Here is a 21,234-nt window from a genome sequence, read left to right on the forward strand (position 1 = left end):
CATTCACGCGATTCGAAGGCGGTCCGTCCGGTCAGACGTGGTCGCGCCAGGAGTGCTGCGGGTCGAAGCCCAGGATGCGGCGGGCCTTGTCGATCGACAGCAGTGTCTCGTTCGGGCCGAACTCGCGCGCGACAGGGACGTCGGGGAAGACCTCGGCGAGCAGCTCGGCGTTCGGGCGGGACATCACCGTGTCGGCCGCCGCGATGATGAAGTTGTCGAACCCGGGGGTCGCCACCTCGAGCGCGCGCTCCACGGCCTGCGCGCCGTCGCGCGCGTCGATGTAGCCCCAGAGGTTCCACTTACGGCGCAGGGCGTCGGCGTCGAAGTCGGGGAACTCGGCGTAGTCGTCCGGGTTCATCACATTCGAGAAGCGCAGCGCGGTGATCGAGAGGTCGGGATGCCAGCGCACGAGCTCCCTCGCCAACTGCTCCTCGAGCGTCTTGACCAGCGAGTAGACCGATTCGGGGCGGGCGGGGTAGTCCTCGTCGACCGGCACATAGGGCGGCGGCACGTCGAACGGCAGGCCGAGAACGGTCTCGCTCGACGCGTAGACGACGCGCCGGATGCCGAGGCGCACCGCCGCCCAGAAGACGTTGAACGTCGCGGGCATGTTGTTGTGGAAGGTCGCGACATCGCTGCGGATGCCGGGGGCGGGGATCGCCCCGAGATGCACGACGGCATCGATGCCGTCGTGTCGGTCACCGACTGCCGTGAAAGCATCCACGACCTGGCCGTAATCCGTGAGGTCGACCTGCACGAAGTCGGGCCCGCGGGCCCCCGCGACGTCCATGCCGATGACCTCGTGGCCGTGGGCGCGGAGTTCCCGCGCGACGACGCTGCCGAGCTTGCCCGATGATCCCGTGAGTGCGATGCGCATGTCACCAGAGTGGCACGACGGCGAGGCGTCGGGGCCGGTCGGCATACACTCGTCGGCGTGAGTGACACGAGCAGCGAGCCCCGCCGCACCGTCGGCGTGCGCGATGTCGCCGCGCTGGCCGGGGTATCTCGGCAGACGGTGTCGCGGGTGCTCAATGACCATCCCGAGGTCGCCGCGGAGACCCGCGAACGGGTGCTCGCCGCGATGACAGAGCTCGGCTACCGCATGAACAACGCCGCCAGAGCGCTGGGCACGAGGCGGTCCCGGACGCTGGGAGTGCTGGCATCCGATGCTCTGCAATACGGCCCGTCGCGCAGCATCGCCGCACTCGAGGCATCGGCGCGCGAGGTCGGGTACTGGGTCAGCGCCGCCTTCGCGGATGCCGGGGATGCCGCGGCCGTCGTCTCGGCCGTCGATCATCTGGTCATGCAGGGAGTCGAGGGGATCGTGGTCGTCGCACCGCATGCGCGCACTCTCGAAGCACTCGATGCCCTGAGGATCGGCGTGCCGGTCGTCACGCTGCACGCCGCCGACCGTGGCGCCCGCGGCCTCTCGGTCGATCAGGCTGCCGGTGCGCGTCTCGCTGTCGCGGCGCTCGCCGACGCCGGTCACACGCGCATCGCGCACCTCGCCGGTCCCGCCGACTGGCTCGAGGCCGAGTCGCGTGCCGAGGGGTTCGCTGCAGAGCTCGCAGAGCGCGGTCTCGTCGCGGGTCCCGTGATCGAGGGGGACTGGACCGCGGGGTCGGGCTATGCGGCAGTCGCCGCTGTGCGTGAGGCCGGAGTCACCGCGGTGTTCGCCGCGAATGACCAGATGGCGCTCGGGCTGCTCGGCGGACTCCATGAGGCGGGGCTCTCGGTGCCCGACGACATCAGCGTGGTCGGGTTCGACGACATCCCCGATGCCGCGTACTACTGGCCGAAGCTCACGACCGTGCGTCAGGACTTCGACGAACTGGCGCGCCGTGCCGTGGCGGCGGCCCTCGCGGGCAGCAGCGGGGCGCCAGCATCCGACCTTCAGCCCGTGGCACCGGTGCTCGTGACCCGGGCGTCGGTCGCCCCGCCGCGCTGACGCTCGTTCTCGCTGACGCTCCGTCACTCAGCGTTCGCAACTCAGCACCGCGGGGTCCATCGCGAGACTGAACCGGCGTCATCCCGGGCCGCTGGCCGAGCCGTCGTCGATCTCATGCTGAGTCGTGAACGCCCGATCGTCGATCCCCGCGTCTTGACGGTCGGCGGACCGCCGTGACACACTTCTGTGACCGGTCACAGTCCTTCGGAGGGCACAGTGACCACCGACGACCCTGAGGTATCCGTGAGCAACGAAGCCCCCGCTTTCTCTGACGAGAGTTCCTTCTCCCCGGAGATAGCCGCCGCCATCCGCACCGTCCGCGAAGACGTCGCCCGTCTGCACGGCGAGCTCGTCCGTTACGACCTCATCGTCTGGACAGGCGGCAACGTCTCGGGTCGCGTGCCCGGCGCCGACCTGTTCGTGATCAAGCCCTCGGGCGTGAGCTACGACGACCTCACCCCCGAGAACATGATCCTGTGCGACCTCGACGGTGCTGTGATCCCGGGCACCCCGGGCAGCGACCGTTCGCCCTCGAGCGACACCGCGGCTCACGCCTACGTCTATCGCCACATGCCCGAGGTCGGCGGCGTCGTGCACACGCACTCGACGTTCGCGGTGGCCTGGGCCGCGCGCGGCGAGGAGATCCCCTGCGTCATCACGGCCATGGCAGACGAGTTCGGCGGACCGATTCCGGTCGGCCCGTTCGCGATCATCGGCGACGACTCGATCGGCCGCGGCATCGTGCAGACCCTCAGCGGTCACCGCAGCCGCGCGGTGCTCATGCAGAACCATGGCCCGTTCACGATCGGCGTCGACGCGAAGGATGCCGTGAAGGCGGCCGTCATGGTCGAAGACGTCGCCCGCACCGTCCACTACGCCCGTGAGGCAGGCCCGCTGATCCCGATTCCGCAGGAGACGATCGACAGCCTCTTCAATCGGTACCAGAACGTCTACGGACAGAACTCGGACGCCCGCCGATGATCCCTTCGACAGGCTCAGGGACCCAGGGCTCGACAGGCTCAGGGACCCAGGGTTCGACAGGCTCAGGGACCGAAGGCTCGACAGGCTCAGGGACCGAAGGTTCGACGACCGCCCGTGACGACATCGTCGCCGGCCGCACGAGCCTCGGCATCGAATTCGGCTCCACCCGCATCAAGGCCTGCCTGATCGGGTCCGACGCCACCGAGGTGCTCGCGACCGGCTCTTTCGCCTGGGAGAACCGGCTCGAAGACGGACTCTGGACGTACGCGATCGACGAGGTCTGGGCGGGGCTCCAGGCCGCATACGCCGAGCTCGTCGCCGACGTCGAGAACCGCTACGACCTGCGCCCCGAGACCTTCGGAGCGATCGGCATCTCGGCCATGATGCACGGCTACCTGGCCTTCGACGCGCAGGGCGAGCTGCTCGTACCGTTCCGCACCTGGCGCAACACCAACACGGGCGCGGCGGCGACCGAGCTGACCGATCTTCTCGGTGTGAACATCCCGCTGCGCTGGTCGATCGCGCACCTGCATCAGGCCGTCGTCGACGGCGAGGCGCACGTGCCGCAGCTCGACTTCATCACCACCCTCGCCGGATACGTGCACACGACGCTGACGGGCGAGCGCGTGCTCGGTGTCGGCGACGCATCCGGCATGTTCCCGATCGATTCGGCGAGCGGCGACTACGACGAGCGGATGCTGCAGGCCTACGACGCCCTCGCCGGCGACCGGCTCCCCACGAAGGTCAAGGACCTGCTCCCGACTGTGCTCCCGGCCGGCGCCGCCGCGGGAACGCTCACCGACGACGGCGCACGGCTCCTCGACCCGACCGGCACGCTGCAGCCCGGCATCCCGCTCTGCCCGCCCGAGGGCGATGCCGGCACCGGCATGGTCGCGACCAACTCGGTGTCGCCGCGCACCGGCAACGTCTCGGCAGGCACGAGCATCTTCGCGATGGTCGTGATCGAGCGGCCCCTCGCCGAGGTGCATCACGAGCTCGACCTCGTGACGACTCCGGCCGGCGACGCCGTCGCGATGGTGCACTGCAACAACGGCGCGAGCGAGCTCGCCGCCTGGGCGGGTCTCTTCACCCGCTTCTCCGCCGCGGCGGGTCAGCCGCTGAGCGACGACGCTGTCTTCGACGCGCTCTTCCGCGAGGCTCTCGACGGTGAGGCGGATGCCGGTGGGCTGATCGCCTACAACCACCTCGCCGGAGAGCCGATCGCCGGTCTGACCGAGGGGCGCCCGCTGTTCGTGCGCACCCCCGACAGCGCCTTCACGCTGGCGAACTTCATGCGCTCGCAGCTGTACGGCGTCTTCGGCACGCTCGCGCTCGGGATGCAGGTGCTCACCGCCGAGGGCGTCGAGCTCGACCGCATGTTCGCGCACGGGGGCATGTTCCGCACGGCAGGAGTCGCGCAGCGCTTCCTCGCCGGAGCGCTGGGCGCTCCGGTCGCGGTGGGTGAACTCGCCTCCGAGGGCGGGGCATGGGGCATCGCCGTGCTCGCGTCGTACCTCGCGCACGCCGAGTCCGCCTCGCTCGGCGAGTACCTCGAACGGGACGTCTTCGCCTCGGCATCCCTCGCCGTCGCCGAGCCCGATCCCGCCGACGTCGCCGGCTTCACCGCCTATCTCGACCGCTACCGCGCGGGCCTCGCCATCGAGGCCGCTGCGATCACCGCTCTCCCCACCGGTCGCTGACGTTCCGACTCGCCCACGCTTCGACAGGCTCAGCGACCCACCTTCTGAAAGGCCACTCATGACCCGCACCCCGCTCACCACCTCGCTCGACGGCTACGAGGTCTGGTTCCTCACCGGCAGCCAGCACCTCTACGGCCCCGAGACGCTCGCGCAGGTCGCCGAGCAGTCGCAGGAGATCGCGCGCATCCTCGACGACGCGGGCGAGGTGCCCGTGAAGATCGTCTGGAAGCCGGTGCTGACGGATGCCGCGGCCATCAAGCGCACCGCGCTCGAGGCGAACGCCGACGACCGCGTCATCGGCCTGATCGCGTGGATGCACACGTTCAGCCCCGCGAAGATGTGGATCGCCGGTCTCGACGCGCTGCAGAAGCCGCTCGCGCACCTGCACACGCAGGCGAACGTCGAGCTGCCGTGGGCCGACATCGACTTCGACTTCATGAACCTGAACCAGGCGGCGCACGGCGACCGCGAGTTCGGCTACATCCAGACGCGTCTCGGCGTGCCGCGTAAGACCGTCGTCGGTCACGCGAGCGACCCGCGAGTGCGTCAGGAGATCGCGACGTGGCAGCGTGCGGCCGCCGGCCTCGCGGCCTCCCGTTCGCTGAAGCTCGCCCGCTTCGGCGACAACATGCGTTACGTCGCCGTCACCGAGGGCGACAAGACCGAGGCTGAGCTGCGCTTCGGTGTGCAGGTCAACACGTGGGGCGTGAACGACCTGGCGGATGCGGTCGCCGCGGCATCCGAGTCCGAGATCGACGCCCTCGTGGCCGAGTACGAGGAGCTCTACGAGGTCGTACCGGAGCTGCGCCGCGGTGGCGACCGCCATCAGTCGCTGCGCGACGGAGCCGCGATCGAGATCGGGCTGCGGACGTTCCTCGAAGAAGGCGGCTTCGGCGCCTTCACCACGTCGTTCGAAGACCTCGGCGCGCTGACGCAGCTGCCCGGTCTCGCGGTGCAGCGCCTGATGGCCGAGGGCTACGGCTTCGGTGCCGAGGGCGACTGGAAGACCGCGATCCTCGTGCGCGTCGCCAACGTGATGGGCGCGGGACTGCCCGGCGGCGCGAGCCTCATGGAGGACTACACCTACGACATGACCCCCGGCGACGAGCTGATCCTCGGCGCGCACATGCTCGAGGTCTCGCCGTCGCTCACCACCGCGAAGCCGACTCTCGAGATCCACCCGCTCGGCATCGGCGGCAAGGACGACCCGGTGCGCCTGGTCTTCACAGCCGACCCCGGCCCCGCGGTCGTCGTCGCACTCAGTGACATGCGCGACCGGTTCCGCCTCACTGCGAACGTCGTCGAGAACGTGCCGCCGCGCCAGTCGCTGCCGAAGCTCCCGGTCGGCCGCGCCGTCTGGAAGCCGCAGCCCGACTTCACCACCTCCGCCGCCGCCTGGCTGACCGCGGGCGCCGCGCACCACACGGTCATGTCGACGGCCGTGGGGCTCGAGGCCTTCCGGGATTTCGCCGAGATGGCCGAGGTCGAGCTGCTCGTGATCGACGAGGCGACCACGCTGCCCGAGTTCCAGAAGCAGGTCCGCTGGAACCAGGCGTACTACCGACTCGCGCAGGGGTTGTGATGGCCGACGTCTCTGCTGTCGCCGGTTCCGCCGTGGATGTCGCGACCGCGGCGCGCCCGCGCTCCGGGCGACAGCTGCGCATCGCAGGTCATGGCTACGAGGCCGTGATCGCGAGCGTCGGCGCATCGCTGCGCGTGCTGACATTCGAGGGGCGCGACCTCGTCGTGCCGTTCGAGGCCGACGAGGTGCGGCCCGGATACCGCGGCACCAGCCTCGCACCGTGGCCCAACCGCATCGTCGACGGCCGGTACACCTTCGGCGGCGTCGAGCATCAGCTCGCCCTCACCGAGCCCGGCCGTGGTCAGGCGCTGCACGGCCTGCTCTCGTGGGCCGAGTTCGAGGACCGCCTCGTGCTCGGCGACCGTGTCGTGCTCGCCGCCGTGATCGAGCCGCAGACCGGATATCCGTTCCGCGTCGAGGTCGAGACCGAGTACCGCATCGACGCCGACGGCCTTCACCAGACCGTGACCGCGCACAATCTCGGGGCGGATGCCGCACCGTGGGGCACCGGACCGCATCCGTATCTCGTCGCCGGTCCCGGCGGCCGGGTGGACGACTGGACTCTCACCCTGCCGGCATCCGAGGTGCTCACCGTCACCGATGACCGCCTGAGCCCGGTGGCCGTCGAGGCCGTGGCGGAGCATCCGGAGTGGGACTTCCGCGCTGCGCGCCAGATCGGCGACGTCTTCATCGACCACGCGTTCACCGGCCTCGCACGCGAGGGCGGTGTCGCCGAGGTTCGGCTCGTGACGGATGCCGGAACCGGCGTCGCGATCACATTCGACGAGCGCTGCCCCTGGGTGCAGGTGCACACGGCCGACAACCCGGGGATCGACGCGATCCACCGCATCGGCCTCGCGGTCGAGCCCATGACCTGCCCGCCGGATGCCTTCAACTCGGCAACCGACCTGGTCGTGCTCGAACCGGGCGCTGCGCACGCGGCATCCTGGCGTATCGCCGCGGTCTGAGTCGCGTCGCCGGGCTTGCGTCCCAGTTCGTGCCGCTGAGCAGGCTGAGGCACGGCACGGATTGCGACGCAAGCGCCGGCCCGCCTCAGCGGTTGAGCCAGCGTCGCAGCGAGCGCGTCACGAACGGCAGCACCCAGTACGCCATGATCGGCGTGAGCACGGCCGTCGTCGCGAGCACCCGCAGCCAGATCGGCAGCTCGTTCCAGCCCGGGACCGGGCTCATCGCGTACGTGAACGCGAGGTTCACCGGGAAGAATCCGAGCCAGATCGACACCGCCTGCTTCCAGCGCGGGGGAGTGCTGACCATGGCGACGGTGGTCGTCGAGCCGTCGGCGCGGGGAAGCGTGATGGTGTCGGTGGTCGGCTGGTCGAACCAGCCCTCGATGCCGGTGCGCCGGTGCACGTGCTCGCTGCGCACGAACTGCTCGCCGGTCGACTTCCACCACTCGCGCTCGCCGGACTGCTCCCAGGCGACGAGCGACTTCTCGTCCGCGAACCGGTACAGCATGTGCCAGATGTGCGAATCCTCGCCGTCGCGTACCCATCCCGATCCCAGGAAACCCGGATACCGGTGAGCGAGGTTCACGCCCGTCTGCACCCAGGCGGTCGCGGCGGTCACGTGCTCGGGGTCGACCTCGCGGCGGATGGAGACGGTGATGGGTTCACTGGACATGGTGGGTCCTCGGAGAGTGCGGTCGCCCGGGTCACGGGCGCCTCGGCGGTGGGGGATGCGCCGGGGTGCGGGCGCACCTCCGATTGTATTTCGGATGGATGCCGTTCGAATCGCTCACCTTGCAGATTCCGGCGGCCGATTCTTGCAAAGTGCGCGATACGAACGAGGCGCGAGGGTGACAATGGGACGCATGAGCACGCGCAGCGAAGCCGTTCTGATCGATGTCGTCCGGACCCCCGTGGGGAGGGGGAAGCCGGGCGGAACCCTGTCGGGGGTGCATCCGGTCGATCTCGCTGCCGGAGCGCTCGCCGCGATCCTCGAGCGCAGCGGGCTCGATTCGCGACAGATCGACGACGTGCTGCTCGGCTGCGTGAGCCAGGTGGGCGATCAATCGTCGAACATCGCCCGCCAGGCGGTGCTTGCCGCGGGGTTCGACGAGTCGATCCCGGCCGCGACGATCGACCGGCAGTGCGGGTCGAGTCAGCAGGCCGTGCACTTCGCCGCGCAGGGGATCATCGCCGGCGCCTATGACGCGGTGATCGTCGGCGGCGTCGAGTCGATGAGCCGGGTACCGCTCGGGTCATCCGGCGCGGGTGGCTCGCCGATGTCGCCGCGTCTGCGCGAGCGGTATCCGGACGGGCTCGTGAACCAGGGCGTCTCGGCCGAGCTGATCGCGCAGCGCTGGGGCCTCGACCGCGCAGCCCTCGACGCCTACGCCGCTGAATCGCACCGCCGCGCGGCCGCCGCATGGACCGATGGATTTTTCGGCCGCACGGTCATCCCAGTCGCGGAGGCTCCGGATGCCGTGGCCGACGAGACCGTCCGCGCGAGCACGACGGCCGAGGGGCTGGCGGGTCTTCCGCCCGCGTTCCGGACGGATGCGCTCGCCGCCCGTTTCCCGGAGGTCGACTGGCGCATCACCCCCGGCAACTCCTCGCCGCTCACCGACGGAGCATCCGCCGCGCTGCTGATGAGCGCCGAACGTGCCGAAGCGCTGGGGCTCACGCCACGTGCGAGGTTCCAGGCCTTCACGGTGGTCGGAGACGACCCGCTGATGATGCTGACCGGGCCGATCCCCGCGACCCGACGCATCCTCGAGCGCACCGGACTCACGATCGACGACCTCGATGCCTACGAGGTCAACGAGGCCTTCGCATCGGTGCCGCTCGCGTGGGCGGCCGAGCTCGGGGCGGATGCCGCGAAGCTCAACCCGCGAGGAGGGGCGATCGCCCTCGGGCATGCCCTGGGCTCCTCGGGTACCCGCCTGCTCGGCACGCTCGTCGACCAGCTCGAGGCCGTCGGCGGCCGGTTCGGCCTGCAGACCATGTGCGAGGGCGGCGGCATGGCGAACGCGACGATCATCGAGCGGCTGTAGCGGCATCCTCGGCGTTCGAATCGCGCACTTTGCAGAAATGGCGACCGGAGAACTGCAAAGTAAGCGATTCGAAGGCGGGTCAGGCGCCGAGAGCTGCCGACACCCGCCGAACCAGTTCCTCCGGACGACGCAGAAGAGGTGAGGTGACCTCGACGACGATCCACCCCGCGGCGCGGAGCCGTGCGAGCCTCTCCACATCAGCCGCCCACTGCGCCCCATGCAACATGCCGAGATACTCGATGACGACACGAGCGTCGCGGTAGACCATGTCGACGCATCCGAGGAAGCGCCCGCGTTCGTCGTAGAGATCCACGTTGAGCTCCGGTTCCGGCAGCCCGCCGGTCAACAGGATGCAGCGCACTCGCGTCTCGCGTGGCGACCAGGAGTCCTCGCGGACGAGCTCGAGTGCGTCCCTGAGTCGCGCCGCTCCACGTCGTCGCCCGGCGTCCAGCATCGTCCGCAGATCTGCGCGCGTCGAGAGCGGTGCGCGTCCGGGTGTCGGCCTGCCCCTTCCGCGTCGCCACACGCGGCACATGTGGTCGCCGATGGCGACGATGTCGAAGAGCGGAAGTCCGCCGAGCGACGCCCAGGTCGCGGCGGGCGAAGTGACTCGCAAGCCATCGTGCACCGTGATCTCCGTCATGCTCGCCAGCGTTCGATGACCGACGAGGCCGCTCGCGTGGGGGAAGGGCGTGTGTCCAGCGGCGCTGACGTGCAGACGGAGATCGCTGTATGCGGCGATCCGGTCATCATCGGTGAACTCGAGCGGCAGTGGCGCATCCCAGATCGACGCTGCCGTCTGATGGCTGAAGAAATGGCCGGTGTGCAGTCGCGGCGCGTAGACGCGGGCGCGGTGGACGCGCGCGCGGCGCTGCCGTTCATGGGGATCCGCGATGTCGTCGAACGTCGGCACCGGTCCGGCGGGAGCGCGAATGCCGAAGAACGGGGCTTGCAGATCGACGCTGCGCAGGCGGTTGCGGCTCACGCCGTGCAGCCGCGCGATGTGCACCGAGAAGCCGGTGCCGCAGAACTCGTCCGGAAGGTTCTCGGGTGGCGTCATGGTCCCAAAGGTGGCACACGACCGCGCTGGCGTACGCGGTTGTCCACAGCCCCCGGCGGCCTTCGAATCGCGCACTTTGCAGAAACAACCAGTCGCAAACTGCAAAGTAAGCGATTCGAAGGGTGCCGGGGGAAGAGAAGACCCCCGCCGACCCGATTCGGCGGGGGTCTCTTCGGGAGCAGACGCTCACCGTATGCGCGGATGACGTGACTACCCGATCCGGTCTGAGTCTGTGTCCGCGCATGTGCAGTTGTAGTCGGCGAAGGTGTCCGGGCGGTGAACGCGGCGAGAAATCCTCATCGGCGTCGACGAGCCCGATAAGAAGCAGTGAACACGTACACGCCCGGCGCAGCGGTCGCGAGAGAGTGATCCGCGTGGCTGAGGCGCATGGCTGGAAGTCAGGCTGGCAAGGTACTCCGGAATACCGATATCCCTGATTGGCGAGGGCGGACCTCGGCGCGTTGGCGGGTGTATGGTCCGAGCCATGACGACGGAGTCACGATTCTCACGGCTCTTCACGTGCGCTGCGTTAGTCGCTGCAGCTCTGATCGCAAGCCCCGGAGGCGCGATTTCGATCGATGCTGCTCGGGCCGACACCTTGAGCAACACCTGTCGCCAGTGGTACCCGGGGGCACAGGTGAGCAACATGATCCCGTGCCAATCAGACGACAGAAATGTTGACTTCTGTACCGTCTATCCCTGGCCAAGCATCATCGGCGACCGCTTCGGCGAGGCCATGGCAAACCTGGATGCGCAAACGGTGCTCTACGACACTTATACCGCACGAGTTGGTCCGGCTACAGCATCCATCACCGCGATCTCATGAACAACGCGTACTGAGGAGTCCACCGTGCTTCATTCCACGGCGAAGATCAGCGCAGTCATGGCCGCTTCATTCCTGGCGCTCACGCTCACCGGTTGCGCGACTCACTCAGCGCCAACGACCGTCGGCACGGCGCCTACTGCAACCAGCACAGATGAGTCCACGCGGCTCAGCACGGGGGACCAGCTCAGCTTCCTCGATCTCTCCGCGGTCGCTAATGAGATGTTCTCGCGCGACATGACCGAGCTTGCCGACGACTCCCAGATCGTTGCTCTCGGAACGGTGAAGCGCTGGTTGGCCGGGGATCGTGTGACAACCGCGACGGGGATGGACGTCGGTGCCGTCATCCTTGCGGAATTCACGGTCAGCAAGGTTGTCACATCGAACGGAGACAGCCGGCTTGCTCCCGGAGACACGCTGTACCTCCCCTTCCCCGGCGGGATGGACATAGGCAAGGTCGCGGAATCCGCACCGCATGATCTCGACGCGCTGGTCTATCTCGAACGTGAACTCTCTTCGGAAGACCTCGCGGTCGGTGACGAGTACGTCGTCGAGAAGGGAGACCCCTAGGCAGCGGGTGCGCCGCGGTGGGTTCTCACCGGCTCTCAGGGGTTCGTGGTCGTAGACCAATCGGCCCCCGGCCAAGTGGTGTGGCCGATGCTCGGGAACACAGCCGCGGGAACCCTCCAGGATGCTCTCCCGGGCGGCACCCTTGATGGGCTGAATGACCAGCAACGTGCTGTTGTCGACACCTACGAGAACGGAGAGACCCCGGAACCGTAGACGAAATACGGACGTACCAGGCGGCGCAATCGAGAAGCCGATGGAAGCGCTTGCGACTTTCGGCCAGCTCACCCGCACCCACCCCTGACTTTTCGCCAGAGCACTCCTGCAAGCGCTTGCAGTTCACGAACCCTCCCTGCTAGCTTCACTCGCAAGCCTTCGGACACGTCGTCGTGTCCGCCCGCACCCAGGGAGCATCACTTGTTCACACCGGCTCGGTCGAAGACGACCGCATCACGTCCGCTCGCCCTCCTCGCCGCCACTGCGCTCGTCGTCTCGGGCTTCGGCACAGCGGGCACCCTCAGCGCCGAGCCCGCCTCCGCCGCCGATCGAACAGTCGCCCTCGTCGGATCGCTGCAGTCCGAACTCGGCTGCGCAGCGGACTGGGCCCCCGACTGCGCCGAGACCGAGCTCGTACCCTCGGGCGCCGAGGGCGTCTACTCCGCCGAGTTCGAGGTGCCCGCGGGCAACTACGAGTACAAGGTCGCGCTCGACGACGGCTGGGACGAGGCCTACGGCCTCGACGGCGGCGCCGAGAACATCCCCCTCACGGTCGCCGGGCCCACCACGCTGCGATTCACGTTCGACGACACCCTCAAGCGGGTCGGTCTCGAGGCGACCGACCTGCGCGATGGGTACACGGCAGACGACGACGCATTGATCACGAGCCCGGTGCGCCAGGCCGGAGCCGGAGAGCAGTTCTACTTCGTGATGACCGACCGCTTCGCGAACGGCGATCCGAGAAACGACACCGGCGGCCTCGAGGGCGACCGGCTCACCACCGGATTCGATCCGACGGACAAGGGCTTCTACCAGGGTGGCGACATCGCCGGCATCCGGCAGAACCTCGACTACATCGAGGGCCTCGGCACGTCGGCGATCTGGCTCACCCCCAGCTTCGCCAACAAGCCGGTGCAGGGTGAGGGCGCGAACGCTTCGGCCGGGTACCACGGCTACTGGGTCACCGACTTCACCCGCATCGACCCGCACCTCGGCACGAACGAGGAGCTGCAGGCGCTGATCGCCGAGGCCCACGATCGCGGCATCAAGGTCTACTTCGACATCATCACCAACCACACCGCCGATGTCATCGACTACGCCGAAGGCCAGTACTCCTACATCGATCAGTCGACGAGTCCCTACACGGATGCCGCGGGCACGGCCTTCGATCCGGCCGATCACGCCGGCACCGACAGCTTCCCCGAGCTCGACCCGGCGACGAGCTTCCCTTATACGCCGGTGGTCGCCGACAGCGAGATCGACGTCAAGGTCCCGGCCTGGCTGAACGACCCCACGCTGTACCACAACCGCGGCGACTCGACCTGGTCTGGGGAGTCCGTCACCTACGGCGACTTCAGCGGACTCGACGACCTGATGACCGAGCACCCGACCGTCGTCAACGGCTTCGTCGAGGTGTACGACAAGTGGATCGACCTGGGCATCGACGGCTTCCGCATCGACACGGTCAAGCACGTGAACTTCGAGTTCTGGGAGAAGTGGACCGCCGACGTGCTCGACTACGCCCACGAGAAGGGCAACGACGACTTCTTCATGTTCGGCGAGGTCTACGACGCCGATCCGGTCAAGCTCGCCCCGTACGTGCGCGACACCGACATGAACTCGATCCTCGACTTCACATTCCAGTCCTCCGCTGTCAGCTATGCGTCGGGCAACTCGGCCAAGGGGCTGCAGTCGCTGTTCGCGGGCGACGATCGCTACACGACGCCCGACTCGTCGTCGACGGCGCTGCCCACGTTCCTCGGCAACCACGACATGGGTCGGGTCGGATCCTTCCTGCAGTCGACGGATGCTCCGCTGCAGCGCGATGAGCTTGCGCACGAGCTCATGTTCCTCACCCGCGGCCAGCCGGTCGTCTACTACGGCGACGAGCAGGGCTTCACCGGCCCCGGCGGCGACAAGGACGCGCGGCAGTCGCTCTTCGCCACGCAGGTCGACGAGTACGCGAACCAGAACCTCATCACGGGTGAGCAGGCGGGCTCCGTCGACCGCTTTGCGACGGATGCCCCGCTCTACGAGCACATCGCGGCTCTGTCGGCTCTGCGCAAGGCGCACCCGGCACTCGACGAGGGAGCACAGATCGAGCGTCACGCGGCATCCGGTGCGGGCGTGTACGCGTTCTCGCGCGTGGATTCCGACGAGAAGGTCGAATACCTCGTCGCGGTGAACAACGCCGCGACCGCGCAGACGGTCGACCTCGCCACGCTCACCGCGGATGCCTCGTACGAGGTGCTCTACGGCGACGCCGCACCCCTCACGACGGATGCCGGGGCGGCCGCATCTCTCGAGGTCCCCGCCCTGTCGGCCGTGGTCTGGAAGGCCGACCGCACGGTCACGGCGCCCGCCGAGGCCGCACCGCTCACGGTCACCGCACCGGCACCGGGAGCCGGTGTCACCGGACAGTCCGCCGTGCAGGCCGACATCGCTGACCAGTGGGCGCAGACCAGCTTCGCCTGGCGCGTCGTCGGCTCCGACGAGTGGCAGGCCCTCGGCACCGCGGAGGACACGGATCCGCGCGTCTTCCACGACATCCGCGACCTCGCGAACGGCACGCTGATCGAGTATCGGGCCGTGACGACGGATGCCGCCGGCAACCATGCAGCCGCCTCGACCTACGCGTCGGTCGGCAACGCTGTGACGCTCGAGGTCGGTGAGGAGCCCGAGTCACCCATCGACATGGTGACGGTGCCGGGCAGCCTCAACTCCGAGATGGGTTGCGCAGGCGACTGGGATCCGGCGTGCGAGAGGGCCAAGCTGACCCTGCGCGCCGACGGCGTGTGGGCGGGCACGTTCGACCTGCCGGCCGGCGACTACGAGTACAAGGCGGGGATCAACGGCAGCTGGGCGATCAACTACGGAGCCAACGGCGTGCCCGACGGCGCGAACGTCGCGCTCACCCACGCGGGCGGGCCGATCACCTTCTACTTCGATCCGCGCACGAACATCGTGCAGTCCACGGCCGACGGCCCCATCGTGACGCTGCCGGGTTCGCTGCAGGACGAGCTCGGCTGCGCCGCCGACTGGTCGCCCGACTGCCTGGGCACACTGATGGCCGACGGCGACCGCGACGGCGTCTACGAGTTCGCGACCGCCGATCTGCCGACCGGCGCCTATGAGCTCAAGGTCGCGCACGGCCTGAGCTGGGCCGAGAACTACGGTGCCGACGGCGTGCCTGGCGGCGCGAACATCTCGTTCAGCGCCACCGAAGGCACGGTGACGTCGTTCCGCTACACGCTGGCGACGCACGTCCTCGAGGTCGGCAGCGACACTCCGCAGCTCCCGGGCGCCGGCGAGCAGCGCGCGCACTGGGTCGATGCCGAGACGATCGCATGGCCGGCGACTCTCGGCGCGACCGACAAGGCCGCCTACCAGCTCTATTCTTCGGCTGACGCCTCGCTCGCCGCCGCCGACGGTGACATCGTGGGCGCCGAGCCCCTCGCGCTCGACGTGATCGAGGGCGGTCTGACCGACGAGCAGCTCGCCCGGTTCCCGGCCCTCGAGGGCTACCTCGCGCTGCGGGTGACGGATGCCGATGCCGCGGCGCTGCTGCGCACGCAGCTCGCGGTCGCCCAGCGCGACGAGGCAGGCGCGCTCATCGCGTTCACCGGCGTGCAGATCGCAGGGGTGCTCGATGACCTCTATGCCGCGGCTCTCGACGACGTCGACCTCGGCGTGACGTTCTCGGGCAAGAACCCGACGTTCCGGCTGTGGGCGCCGACCGCGCAGAGCGCGACGCTGCTCACGTGGGACGAGGGTGCCGAGGGCGACCCGGTACGCCACGAGGCCACGTGGGATGCCGCATCCGGTGTCTGGTCCGTCACGGGCAAGAAGGACCTCAAGGGTGACGAATACGTCTGGGAGGTCGTCGTCTTCGCTCCGACAACAGGCACGGTCGAGACGAACCGGGTCACCGACCCGTACTCGACGGCCCTCACGCTGAACTCGGAGCGCTCGGTGGCCATCGATCTCGATGACAAGGCGTGGCAGCCGACGCAGTGGCAGAAGGCGAAGGCGCCGGTCGTCGATCGAGCAGTCGATCGCGCGATCTACGAACTGCACATCCGCGATTTCTCGATCAGTGATGAGACCGTTCCCGAGGGGGAGCGAGGCACCTACTTGGCCTTCACCCGCGACAGCGCAGGCACCGCTCAGCTGCGCGAGCTCGCGGATGCCGGCATCAACACCGTGCACCTGCTGCCCTCGTTCGACATCGCCTCGATCGAGGAAGACAGAGCGGCACAGGCGGTGCCCGGCTGCGACCTCGCATCGTTCGGCCCCGCGGACACGGCGCAGCAGGCCTGCATCCAGGCCGTCGCCGATGCCGACGCGTTCAACTGGGGCTACGACCCGTACCATTTCTCGACCCCCGAAGGCTCGTATGCAGTCGACGCCGAAGGTGGTGCGCGTGTCAGCGAGTTCCGGTCGATGGTCGGCGCCCTGCACGACATGGGCCTGCAGGTCGTGCTCGACCAGGTGTTCAACCACACCGCGGCCTCCGGTGAAGACGAGAAGTCGGTGCTCGACCAGGTCGTTCCCGGCTACTACCACCGGCTCAACGCGGCCGGTGGTGTCGAGACCTCGACGTGCTGTCAGAACGTCGCGACCGAGCACCTCGCCGCGCAGAAGCTCATGGTCGACTCGATCGTGACGTGGGCGCGCGACTACAGGGTCGACGGCTTCCGCTTCGACCTCATGGGCCACCACTCGACGACGAACATGCAGGCGGTGCGTGACGCGCTCGATGCGCTCACGGTGAAGAAGGACGGCGTCGACGGCTCGGCGATCCACCTCTACGGCGAGGGCTGGAACTTCGGCGAGGTCGCCGACAACGCCCTGTTCGAGCAGGCCACCCAGGGGCAGCTCGGCGGCACCGGCATCGGAACGTTCAACGATCGGCTGCGCGATGCCGTGCACGGCGGCAGCCCGGTCGACTCGTCGTCGACGTTCCGTCAGGGCTTCGGCACCGGTCTCGGCACCGACCCGAACGGCGATCCGATCAACGGCTCGACGGAGCAGGCGCTCGCCGACCTCGGGCACGAGACAGACCTGGTCAAGCTCGGGCTCGCGGGCAACCTGCGCGACTTCTCGTTCATGACGAGTGACGGCGCGGTGACGGCGGGAGAGGCCATCGACTATCGCGGCTCGGCGGCAGGCTATGCCGATCAGCCCGACGAGGTGATCAACTACGTTGACGCGCACGACAACGAGACGCTCTACGACCTCTCGGTGCTCAAGCTGCCGGTCGATACGCCGATGGCCGACCGTGTGCGCATGAACACACTGTCGCTCGCGACCGTCACGCTCTCGCAGTCGCCGTCGTTCTGGCACGCCGGCACCGAGCTGTTGCGCTCGAAGTCCCTCGACCGCAACAGCTATAACGCGGGCGACTGGTTCAACCGCATCGACTGGACCGGGCAGGAGTCGACCTTCGGCTCCGGACTCCCGGCCGCGGCAGACAATGAGGAGAAATGGCCGATCATGGCGCCCCTGCTCGCCGACCCGGCGCTGAAGCCCGGTGCGGCGGACATGGCGGCCGCTGAGGCATCCGCTCTCGATCTGCTGCGCGTGCGCGAGGAGGTCGACCTGCTGCGTCTCGGCTCGGCCGACCTGATCCGGCAGAAGGTGACGTTCCCGAACGGCGGAGCCGAGGCGACCCCGGGTGTCATCGTGATGCAGATCGACGATCTGGCAGGTCCCGATGCCGACGCCGAGCTCGACGGGGCGCTGGTCGTGTTCAACTCGTCGCCGTCTGCGGTCACGCAGACGGTGGCGGGCCTGGCCGGGCGCTCGTTCGCGCTGACCCCGGCGCAGGCCAACGGAGCGGATGCCGTGGTCAAGACCACCACCTGGGATGCCGCATCGGGCACCGTGACGGTTCCTGCACGCTCGGTCGCCGTGCTCGTCGACGAGCAGGCGCAGCCGATCGACACCACGGTTCGGGTGTCGTCCGACATTCTCGTGAAGGCGGGCAAGAGCGCGACCGTGAAGGTGACGGTCACCGCCGACGACGGCAGCGCTCCGGTGGGCACCGTGACGGTGCACGACCGCGGCAAGATCGTCGCGACGGTCGCGCTGACGCCGGCGGACAAGGGCAGGGCCACGGTCTCGGTGCCGAAGCTCGGTCGTGGGATTCACCTGCTCACGGTGCGATTCGACGGCACGGAGCCGTGGCAGGACTCCCGGGCTCGAATCCCCCTTCCTGTGATCGCCTACTAGAACGACGAAGACCGGATGTCGGGGCGCATGTCCCCGGCATCCGGTCTTCGTCGCGGGCTCGCTACCAGGCGTATGCCTCGGGGGCTGTGCCGCCGGGGCCTGGCCAGATGCGGTCGAGTTCGGCGAGCGTGTCGGCATCCAGGGTCACGTCGAGCGCCTCGACGGCCGAGTCGAGCTGGTCGATCGTGCGCGGACCGATCACCGGGGCGGTCACGCTCGGCTGGTGCAGCAGCCAGGCGATCGCGACGACACCGGGGCGGATGCCGAGTTCGGCGCAGAACTCCTCGTAGCGTTCGATCGCCGGGCGTCGGTCGCCGAGGGCGTCGAGGCTCGACCGCGAGCGGTCGGTCTTCTGCAGCACGCCGCCGAGCTGTCCGCTGGCGAGCGGCGACCAGGGGAGCAGTCCCATGCCGTACTGCTCCGCGGCGGGCACGACCTCGAGCTCGACCGTGCGCTCGGTGAGGTTGTACAGCGACTGCTCGGTGACCGGGGCCGGGTAGCCGGATGCCGCGGCGATCTCGTGCACGCGGGCGAGGTGCCAGCCGGCGAAGTTCGAGCTGCCGAGATAGGTGATCTTGCCCTGCTCGCGCAGCGTCGCGAAGGCGCTGAGCGTCTCGTCGAGAGGCACATCGCGGTCGATGTGGTGCATCTGATACAGGTCGATGTGGTCGGTGCCGAGTCGCCGCAGCGAGGCCTCGACCGACGCGCGGATGTGCACCGCCGACAGCCCGCGGTCGTTCGATCGGGGACCCATCACGCCGAACACCTTGGTCGCGACGATCAGGTCGTCGCGGTTTCCGCGGTCTTTCATCCAGCGTCCGAGGATCTCCTCCGACTGCCCGGGGTGATCCCCCCACCGTCCGCCGCCGTAGACGTCGGCGGTGTCGATGAAGTCGATACCGGCCTCGACCGCGCGATCCAGGATGGCGCGGGATGCCTCCTCGTCGATCACCGGACCGAAGTTCATGGTGCCGAGGGCCAGGCGGCTCACGCGCGCACCGGCTCGTCCGAGACGTGTGTACTGCATCAGCTGTTCTCCTTGTGCGAGTTCTGCTCGTGCTGCGAGTCCTGCGGAGCCGGCGCGTCGCTCGTGTCGACGAACGCCCACCCGAACGCGCCGAGCTCGCGGCGCGCGTCCGTCGATCCGGTGAGCAGGTCGGTGCCCGGCACGTCGACCGCGAACGGCTCGGCACTGTGGTTGATGACCGTGAGGATGCCGCCGCGGCGCGCGATCTCGACGTGCTCGGGGAGCCCCTCGATCTCGGCCGTCACTCCGGCTTCGGCCGCGAGCCAGCGCAGCACCGCGGTCATGCCCGCGTCGTCGGGGATCGTGGCGAGGTAGTAGCCGTGACCTGCGCCGAAAGCCTTGCGCGTGAACGCGGCGCGTCCCTCGGTGCGTCCCTCGGTGAAGCGGCCGAGCACCTCGGCATCCTGCACCAGAAGCTCCTCGGCGAAGTACTGGCCGACGATGCGGCCGGCGGGCCCGTCGAGCGGGGCCTCCGACTGACCGGGCCCGTCGGGCACCGCGTGCAGGGCGATCTCGCCGGCCGAGTCGGCCGAGCGCACCGACTCGGGCGGAACGAGCGCACCGAAGTCCTCGAGCGCGACGCCGAGCGCATCGCGCAGGCTGACGATGAACCCGCCGTCGCGGAACGCGTCGTCCTGATCGACGACGTCGCTGAACGCCGAGACGAACAGGTTGCCGCCCTCGCGCACGTAAGACGTCAGGTTCGCCGCGCCCTCATCGCTCAGCAGATACTGCTGCGGTGCGACGACGAGCGAGTACGCGCTCAAGTCACTGGTGGTGTTCACGATGTCGATCGCGAGGTTCTGGCGGTGCAGAGCCGCGTGCCAGCGGTGCGAGAGCGTGAGGTAGTCGAGTGCGACCGGGTGATCGCGGCCGTCGAGAGCCCACCAGTTCTCCCAGTCGAACACGAGCGCGATCTTCGCCCCCGAGGTGACATCGGGCAGAGCGGGGAGCTGCGCGAGCTGTCCGCCGAGCTCGACGGCCTCGCGCCAGGTGCGGGTGTCGAGCCCGGCCTGCGGCAGCATCGCCGAGTGGAACTTCTCACTGCCGCGGCGGGACTGCCGCCACTGGAAGAACATGATGGCATCGGCACCGCGACCGACGGCCTGCGCGGTGATCGCAGCCATCTGGCCGGGGGCCTTGGGCGCATTGGTCGGGCGCCAGTTGAGGGCGTTCGTCGACTGCTCCGTCAGCAACCACGGCACGCCGGGCTTGAGGCCACGCATCAGCTCACGTGCGAACGCGGCCCCGCGGAACGATTCGGGGTCGTTGGGGTCGGGATAGTTGTCGTCGGCGATCACGTCGACCTCGGCTGCCCACTTCCAGTAGTCCGCCGGCGGGAAGGGGCCCATGAAGTTCGTGGTGATCGGCTGAGTCGCCCCGGCGGCGCGGATGATGTCGCGCTCCATGACGTACAGCTCGAGCAGGGTGTCTGAGGTGAACCGCTTGAAGTCGAGCACGCTCGTCGGGTTGATGCTGTACGGCGCCTTGCGCGGCGGCACGATCTGGTCGAACGCGGTGTAGCGCTGCGACCAGAAGTCGGTTCCCCACGCGTGGTTGAGGGCGTCGATCGTCGAGTACTTGCGCTCGAGCCACACGCGGAACGCGTCGCGCGCCGCATCGGAGTAGTCGTAGTGCAGGTGGCAGCCGTACTCGTTGTTGACGTGCCAGAGCACGACGGCCGGATGCTGCGCATAGCGCTCCGCCAGAGCCGTGACGAGCTCCGACGCGAGGCGACGGTAGACCGGTGACGACGGGGCGTACGCCTGTCGGCTGCCCGGCCAGAAGGTCGATCCGTCGGCATCCTGCGGCAGCATCTCGGGATACGCGGCCGAGGCCCACGGCGGCGGGGATGCGGTGGCGGTGGCAAGGTCGACCTGGATGCCGCCCTCGTGCAGCAGCCCGATGATCTCGTCGAGCCACTCCCAATCGAACTCGCCCTCAGCGGGCTGGATCCGCGACCACGAGAAGATGCCGAGGCTCGCGAGCGTCACACCCGCTTCGCGCATGAGCCTGACGTCTTCGGGCCACACCTCTCGTGGCCACTGCTCGGGGTTGTAGTCGGCGCCGTAATGCATGG

General features: G+C 68.8%; 14 protein-coding genes. 9 read left to right on the top strand and 5 right to left on the bottom strand.

The genetic code is table 11. From position 1 onward, the window contains the following. Window positions 1-31 precede the first annotated feature (31 nt). Window positions 32-877 carry an NAD-dependent epimerase/dehydratase family protein gene (locus IXW21_RS01810; RefSeq protein WP_194762536.1) on the bottom strand — a complete coding sequence of 282 codons (846 nt, stop codon included), beginning with the start codon at window positions 875-877 and terminating at the stop codon, window positions 32-34. Window positions 878-934: 57 nt separating this feature from the next. Between IXW21_RS01810 and IXW21_RS01815 the strand changes: the two genes are divergently transcribed. The 5 genes from IXW21_RS01815 (at window position 935) to IXW21_RS01835 (ending at window position 7,179) form a co-directional block, all read left to right on the top strand. Further along, on the top strand, window positions 935-1,948 hold the full coding sequence (locus IXW21_RS01815) for a LacI family DNA-binding transcriptional regulator (RefSeq protein ID WP_194762537.1): 1,014 nt from the start codon (window positions 935-937) through the stop codon (window positions 1,946-1,948). A 294-nt stretch (window positions 1,949-2,242) separates the two neighbouring features. Continuing rightward, entirely contained in the window at window positions 2,243-2,929 is a 687-nt protein-coding gene (locus IXW21_RS01820) for an L-ribulose-5-phosphate 4-epimerase (protein ID WP_194762592.1), read from the top strand. Further along, window positions 2,926-4,629: a xylulokinase gene (locus IXW21_RS01825; protein ID WP_194762538.1), complete on the top strand. Its 1,704-nt coding sequence runs from the start codon at window positions 2,926-2,928 to the stop codon at window positions 4,627-4,629. The genes IXW21_RS01820 and IXW21_RS01825 overlap by 4 nt, the downstream gene beginning before the upstream one ends. 58 nt (window positions 4,630-4,687) lie before the next feature. Further along, window positions 4,688-6,211 carry an L-arabinose isomerase gene (araA, locus tag IXW21_RS01830; protein WP_194762539.1) on the top strand — a complete coding sequence of 508 codons (1,524 nt, stop codon included), beginning with the start codon at window positions 4,688-4,690 and terminating at the stop codon, window positions 6,209-6,211. Further along, a complete protein-coding gene (locus IXW21_RS01835) occupies window positions 6,211-7,179 on the top strand; it encodes an aldose 1-epimerase family protein (protein ID WP_194762540.1) in 969 nt (322 codons plus the stop codon). The genes araA and IXW21_RS01835 overlap by 1 nt, the downstream gene beginning before the upstream one ends. An 85-nt stretch (window positions 7,180-7,264) precedes the next feature. On the opposite strand, the gene IXW21_RS01840 is transcribed toward IXW21_RS01835, so the two are convergent. Next, window positions 7,265-7,852, bottom strand: coding sequence for an antibiotic biosynthesis monooxygenase (locus tag IXW21_RS01840; RefSeq protein ID WP_194762541.1), 588 nt, complete (start codon window positions 7,850-7,852; stop codon window positions 7,265-7,267). A 190-nt stretch (window positions 7,853-8,042) separates the two neighbouring features. Here IXW21_RS01840 and IXW21_RS01845 point away from each other — a divergent pair, with 190 nt between their 5' ends. Further along, window positions 8,043-9,227 (top strand): thiolase family protein, encoded by a 1,185-nt coding sequence (locus IXW21_RS01845; RefSeq protein WP_194762542.1) that lies wholly within the window; start codon window positions 8,043-8,045, stop codon window positions 9,225-9,227. A 79-nt stretch (window positions 9,228-9,306) separates the two neighbouring features. Here the strand turns inward: IXW21_RS01845 and IXW21_RS01850 are convergent, their stop codons facing one another. Next, window positions 9,307-10,287: a hypothetical protein gene (locus tag IXW21_RS01850; RefSeq protein WP_194762543.1), complete on the bottom strand. Its 981-nt coding sequence runs from the start codon at window positions 10,285-10,287 to the stop codon at window positions 9,307-9,309. 484 nt (window positions 10,288-10,771) lie between these two features. On the opposite strand from IXW21_RS01850, the gene IXW21_RS01855 reads away from it, so the two are divergent. From IXW21_RS01855 to pulA, 3 genes are all read left to right on the top strand, one after another. After that, on the top strand, window positions 10,772-11,113 hold the full coding sequence (locus IXW21_RS01855) for a hypothetical protein (RefSeq protein ID WP_194762544.1): 342 nt from the start codon (window positions 10,772-10,774) through the stop codon (window positions 11,111-11,113). A gap of 24 nt (window positions 11,114-11,137) precedes the next feature. After that, a complete protein-coding gene (locus IXW21_RS01860) occupies window positions 11,138-11,680 on the top strand; it encodes a hypothetical protein (protein ID WP_194762545.1) in 543 nt (180 codons plus the stop codon). Window positions 11,681-12,094: 414 nt separating this feature from the next. Next, the gene (gene pulA, locus IXW21_RS01865) at window positions 12,095-18,127 is read left to right on the top strand and encodes a pullulanase-type alpha-1,6-glucosidase (protein WP_194762546.1); all 6,033 of its coding nucleotides are present in this window, start codon (window positions 12,095-12,097) and stop codon (window positions 18,125-18,127) included. Between the two features lie 61 nt (window positions 18,128-18,188). Here pulA and IXW21_RS01870 read toward each other — a convergent pair whose 3' ends face one another. Together IXW21_RS01870 and IXW21_RS01875 are read right to left on the bottom strand one after the other, a co-directional pair. Next, a complete protein-coding gene (locus IXW21_RS01870) occupies window positions 18,189-19,154 on the bottom strand; it encodes an aldo/keto reductase (protein WP_194762547.1) in 966 nt (321 codons plus the stop codon). Continuing rightward, window positions 19,154-21,232 (bottom strand): beta-galactosidase, encoded by a 2,079-nt coding sequence (locus tag IXW21_RS01875; protein WP_194762548.1) that lies wholly within the window; start codon window positions 21,230-21,232, stop codon window positions 19,154-19,156. The genes IXW21_RS01870 and IXW21_RS01875 overlap by 1 nt, the downstream gene beginning before the upstream one ends. Between the last annotated feature and the right edge of the window lie 2 nt (window positions 21,233-21,234).

Source organism: Microbacterium sp. UFMG61 (assembly GCF_015354505.1).
Classification (GTDB): Bacteria; Actinomycetota; Actinomycetes; order Actinomycetales; family Microbacteriaceae; genus Microbacterium.

Excerpts from the sequence above, each read along its gene's own strand:
- IXW21_RS01810 (WP_194762536.1), bottom strand. The coding sequence starts at position 877 with ATGCGCATCGCACTCACGGGATCATCGGGCAAGCTCGGCAGCGTCGTC.
- IXW21_RS01825 (WP_194762538.1), top strand. The coding sequence starts at position 2,926 with ATGATCCCTTCGACAGGCTCAGGGACCCAGGGCTCGACAGGCTCAGGG.
- araA (WP_194762539.1), top strand. The coding sequence starts at position 4,688 with ATGACCCGCACCCCGCTCACCACCTCGCTCGACGGCTACGAGGTCTGG.
- IXW21_RS01835 (WP_194762540.1), top strand. The coding sequence starts at position 6,211 with ATGGCCGACGTCTCTGCTGTCGCCGGTTCCGCCGTGGATGTCGCGACC.
- IXW21_RS01840 (WP_194762541.1), bottom strand. The coding sequence starts at position 7,852 with ATGTCCAGTGAACCCATCACCGTCTCCATCCGCCGCGAGGTCGACCCC.
- IXW21_RS01845 (WP_194762542.1), top strand. The coding sequence starts at position 8,043 with ATGAGCACGCGCAGCGAAGCCGTTCTGATCGATGTCGTCCGGACCCCC.
- IXW21_RS01850 (WP_194762543.1), bottom strand. The coding sequence starts at position 10,287 with ATGACGCCACCCGAGAACCTTCCGGACGAGTTCTGCGGCACCGGCTTC.
- IXW21_RS01855 (WP_194762544.1), top strand. The coding sequence starts at position 10,772 with ATGACGACGGAGTCACGATTCTCACGGCTCTTCACGTGCGCTGCGTTA.
- IXW21_RS01870 (WP_194762547.1), bottom strand. The coding sequence starts at position 19,154 with ATGCAGTACACACGTCTCGGACGAGCCGGTGCGCGCGTGAGCCGCCTG.
- IXW21_RS01875 (WP_194762548.1), bottom strand. The coding sequence starts at position 21,232 with ATGCATTACGGCGCCGACTACAACCCCGAGCAGTGGCCACGAGAGGTG.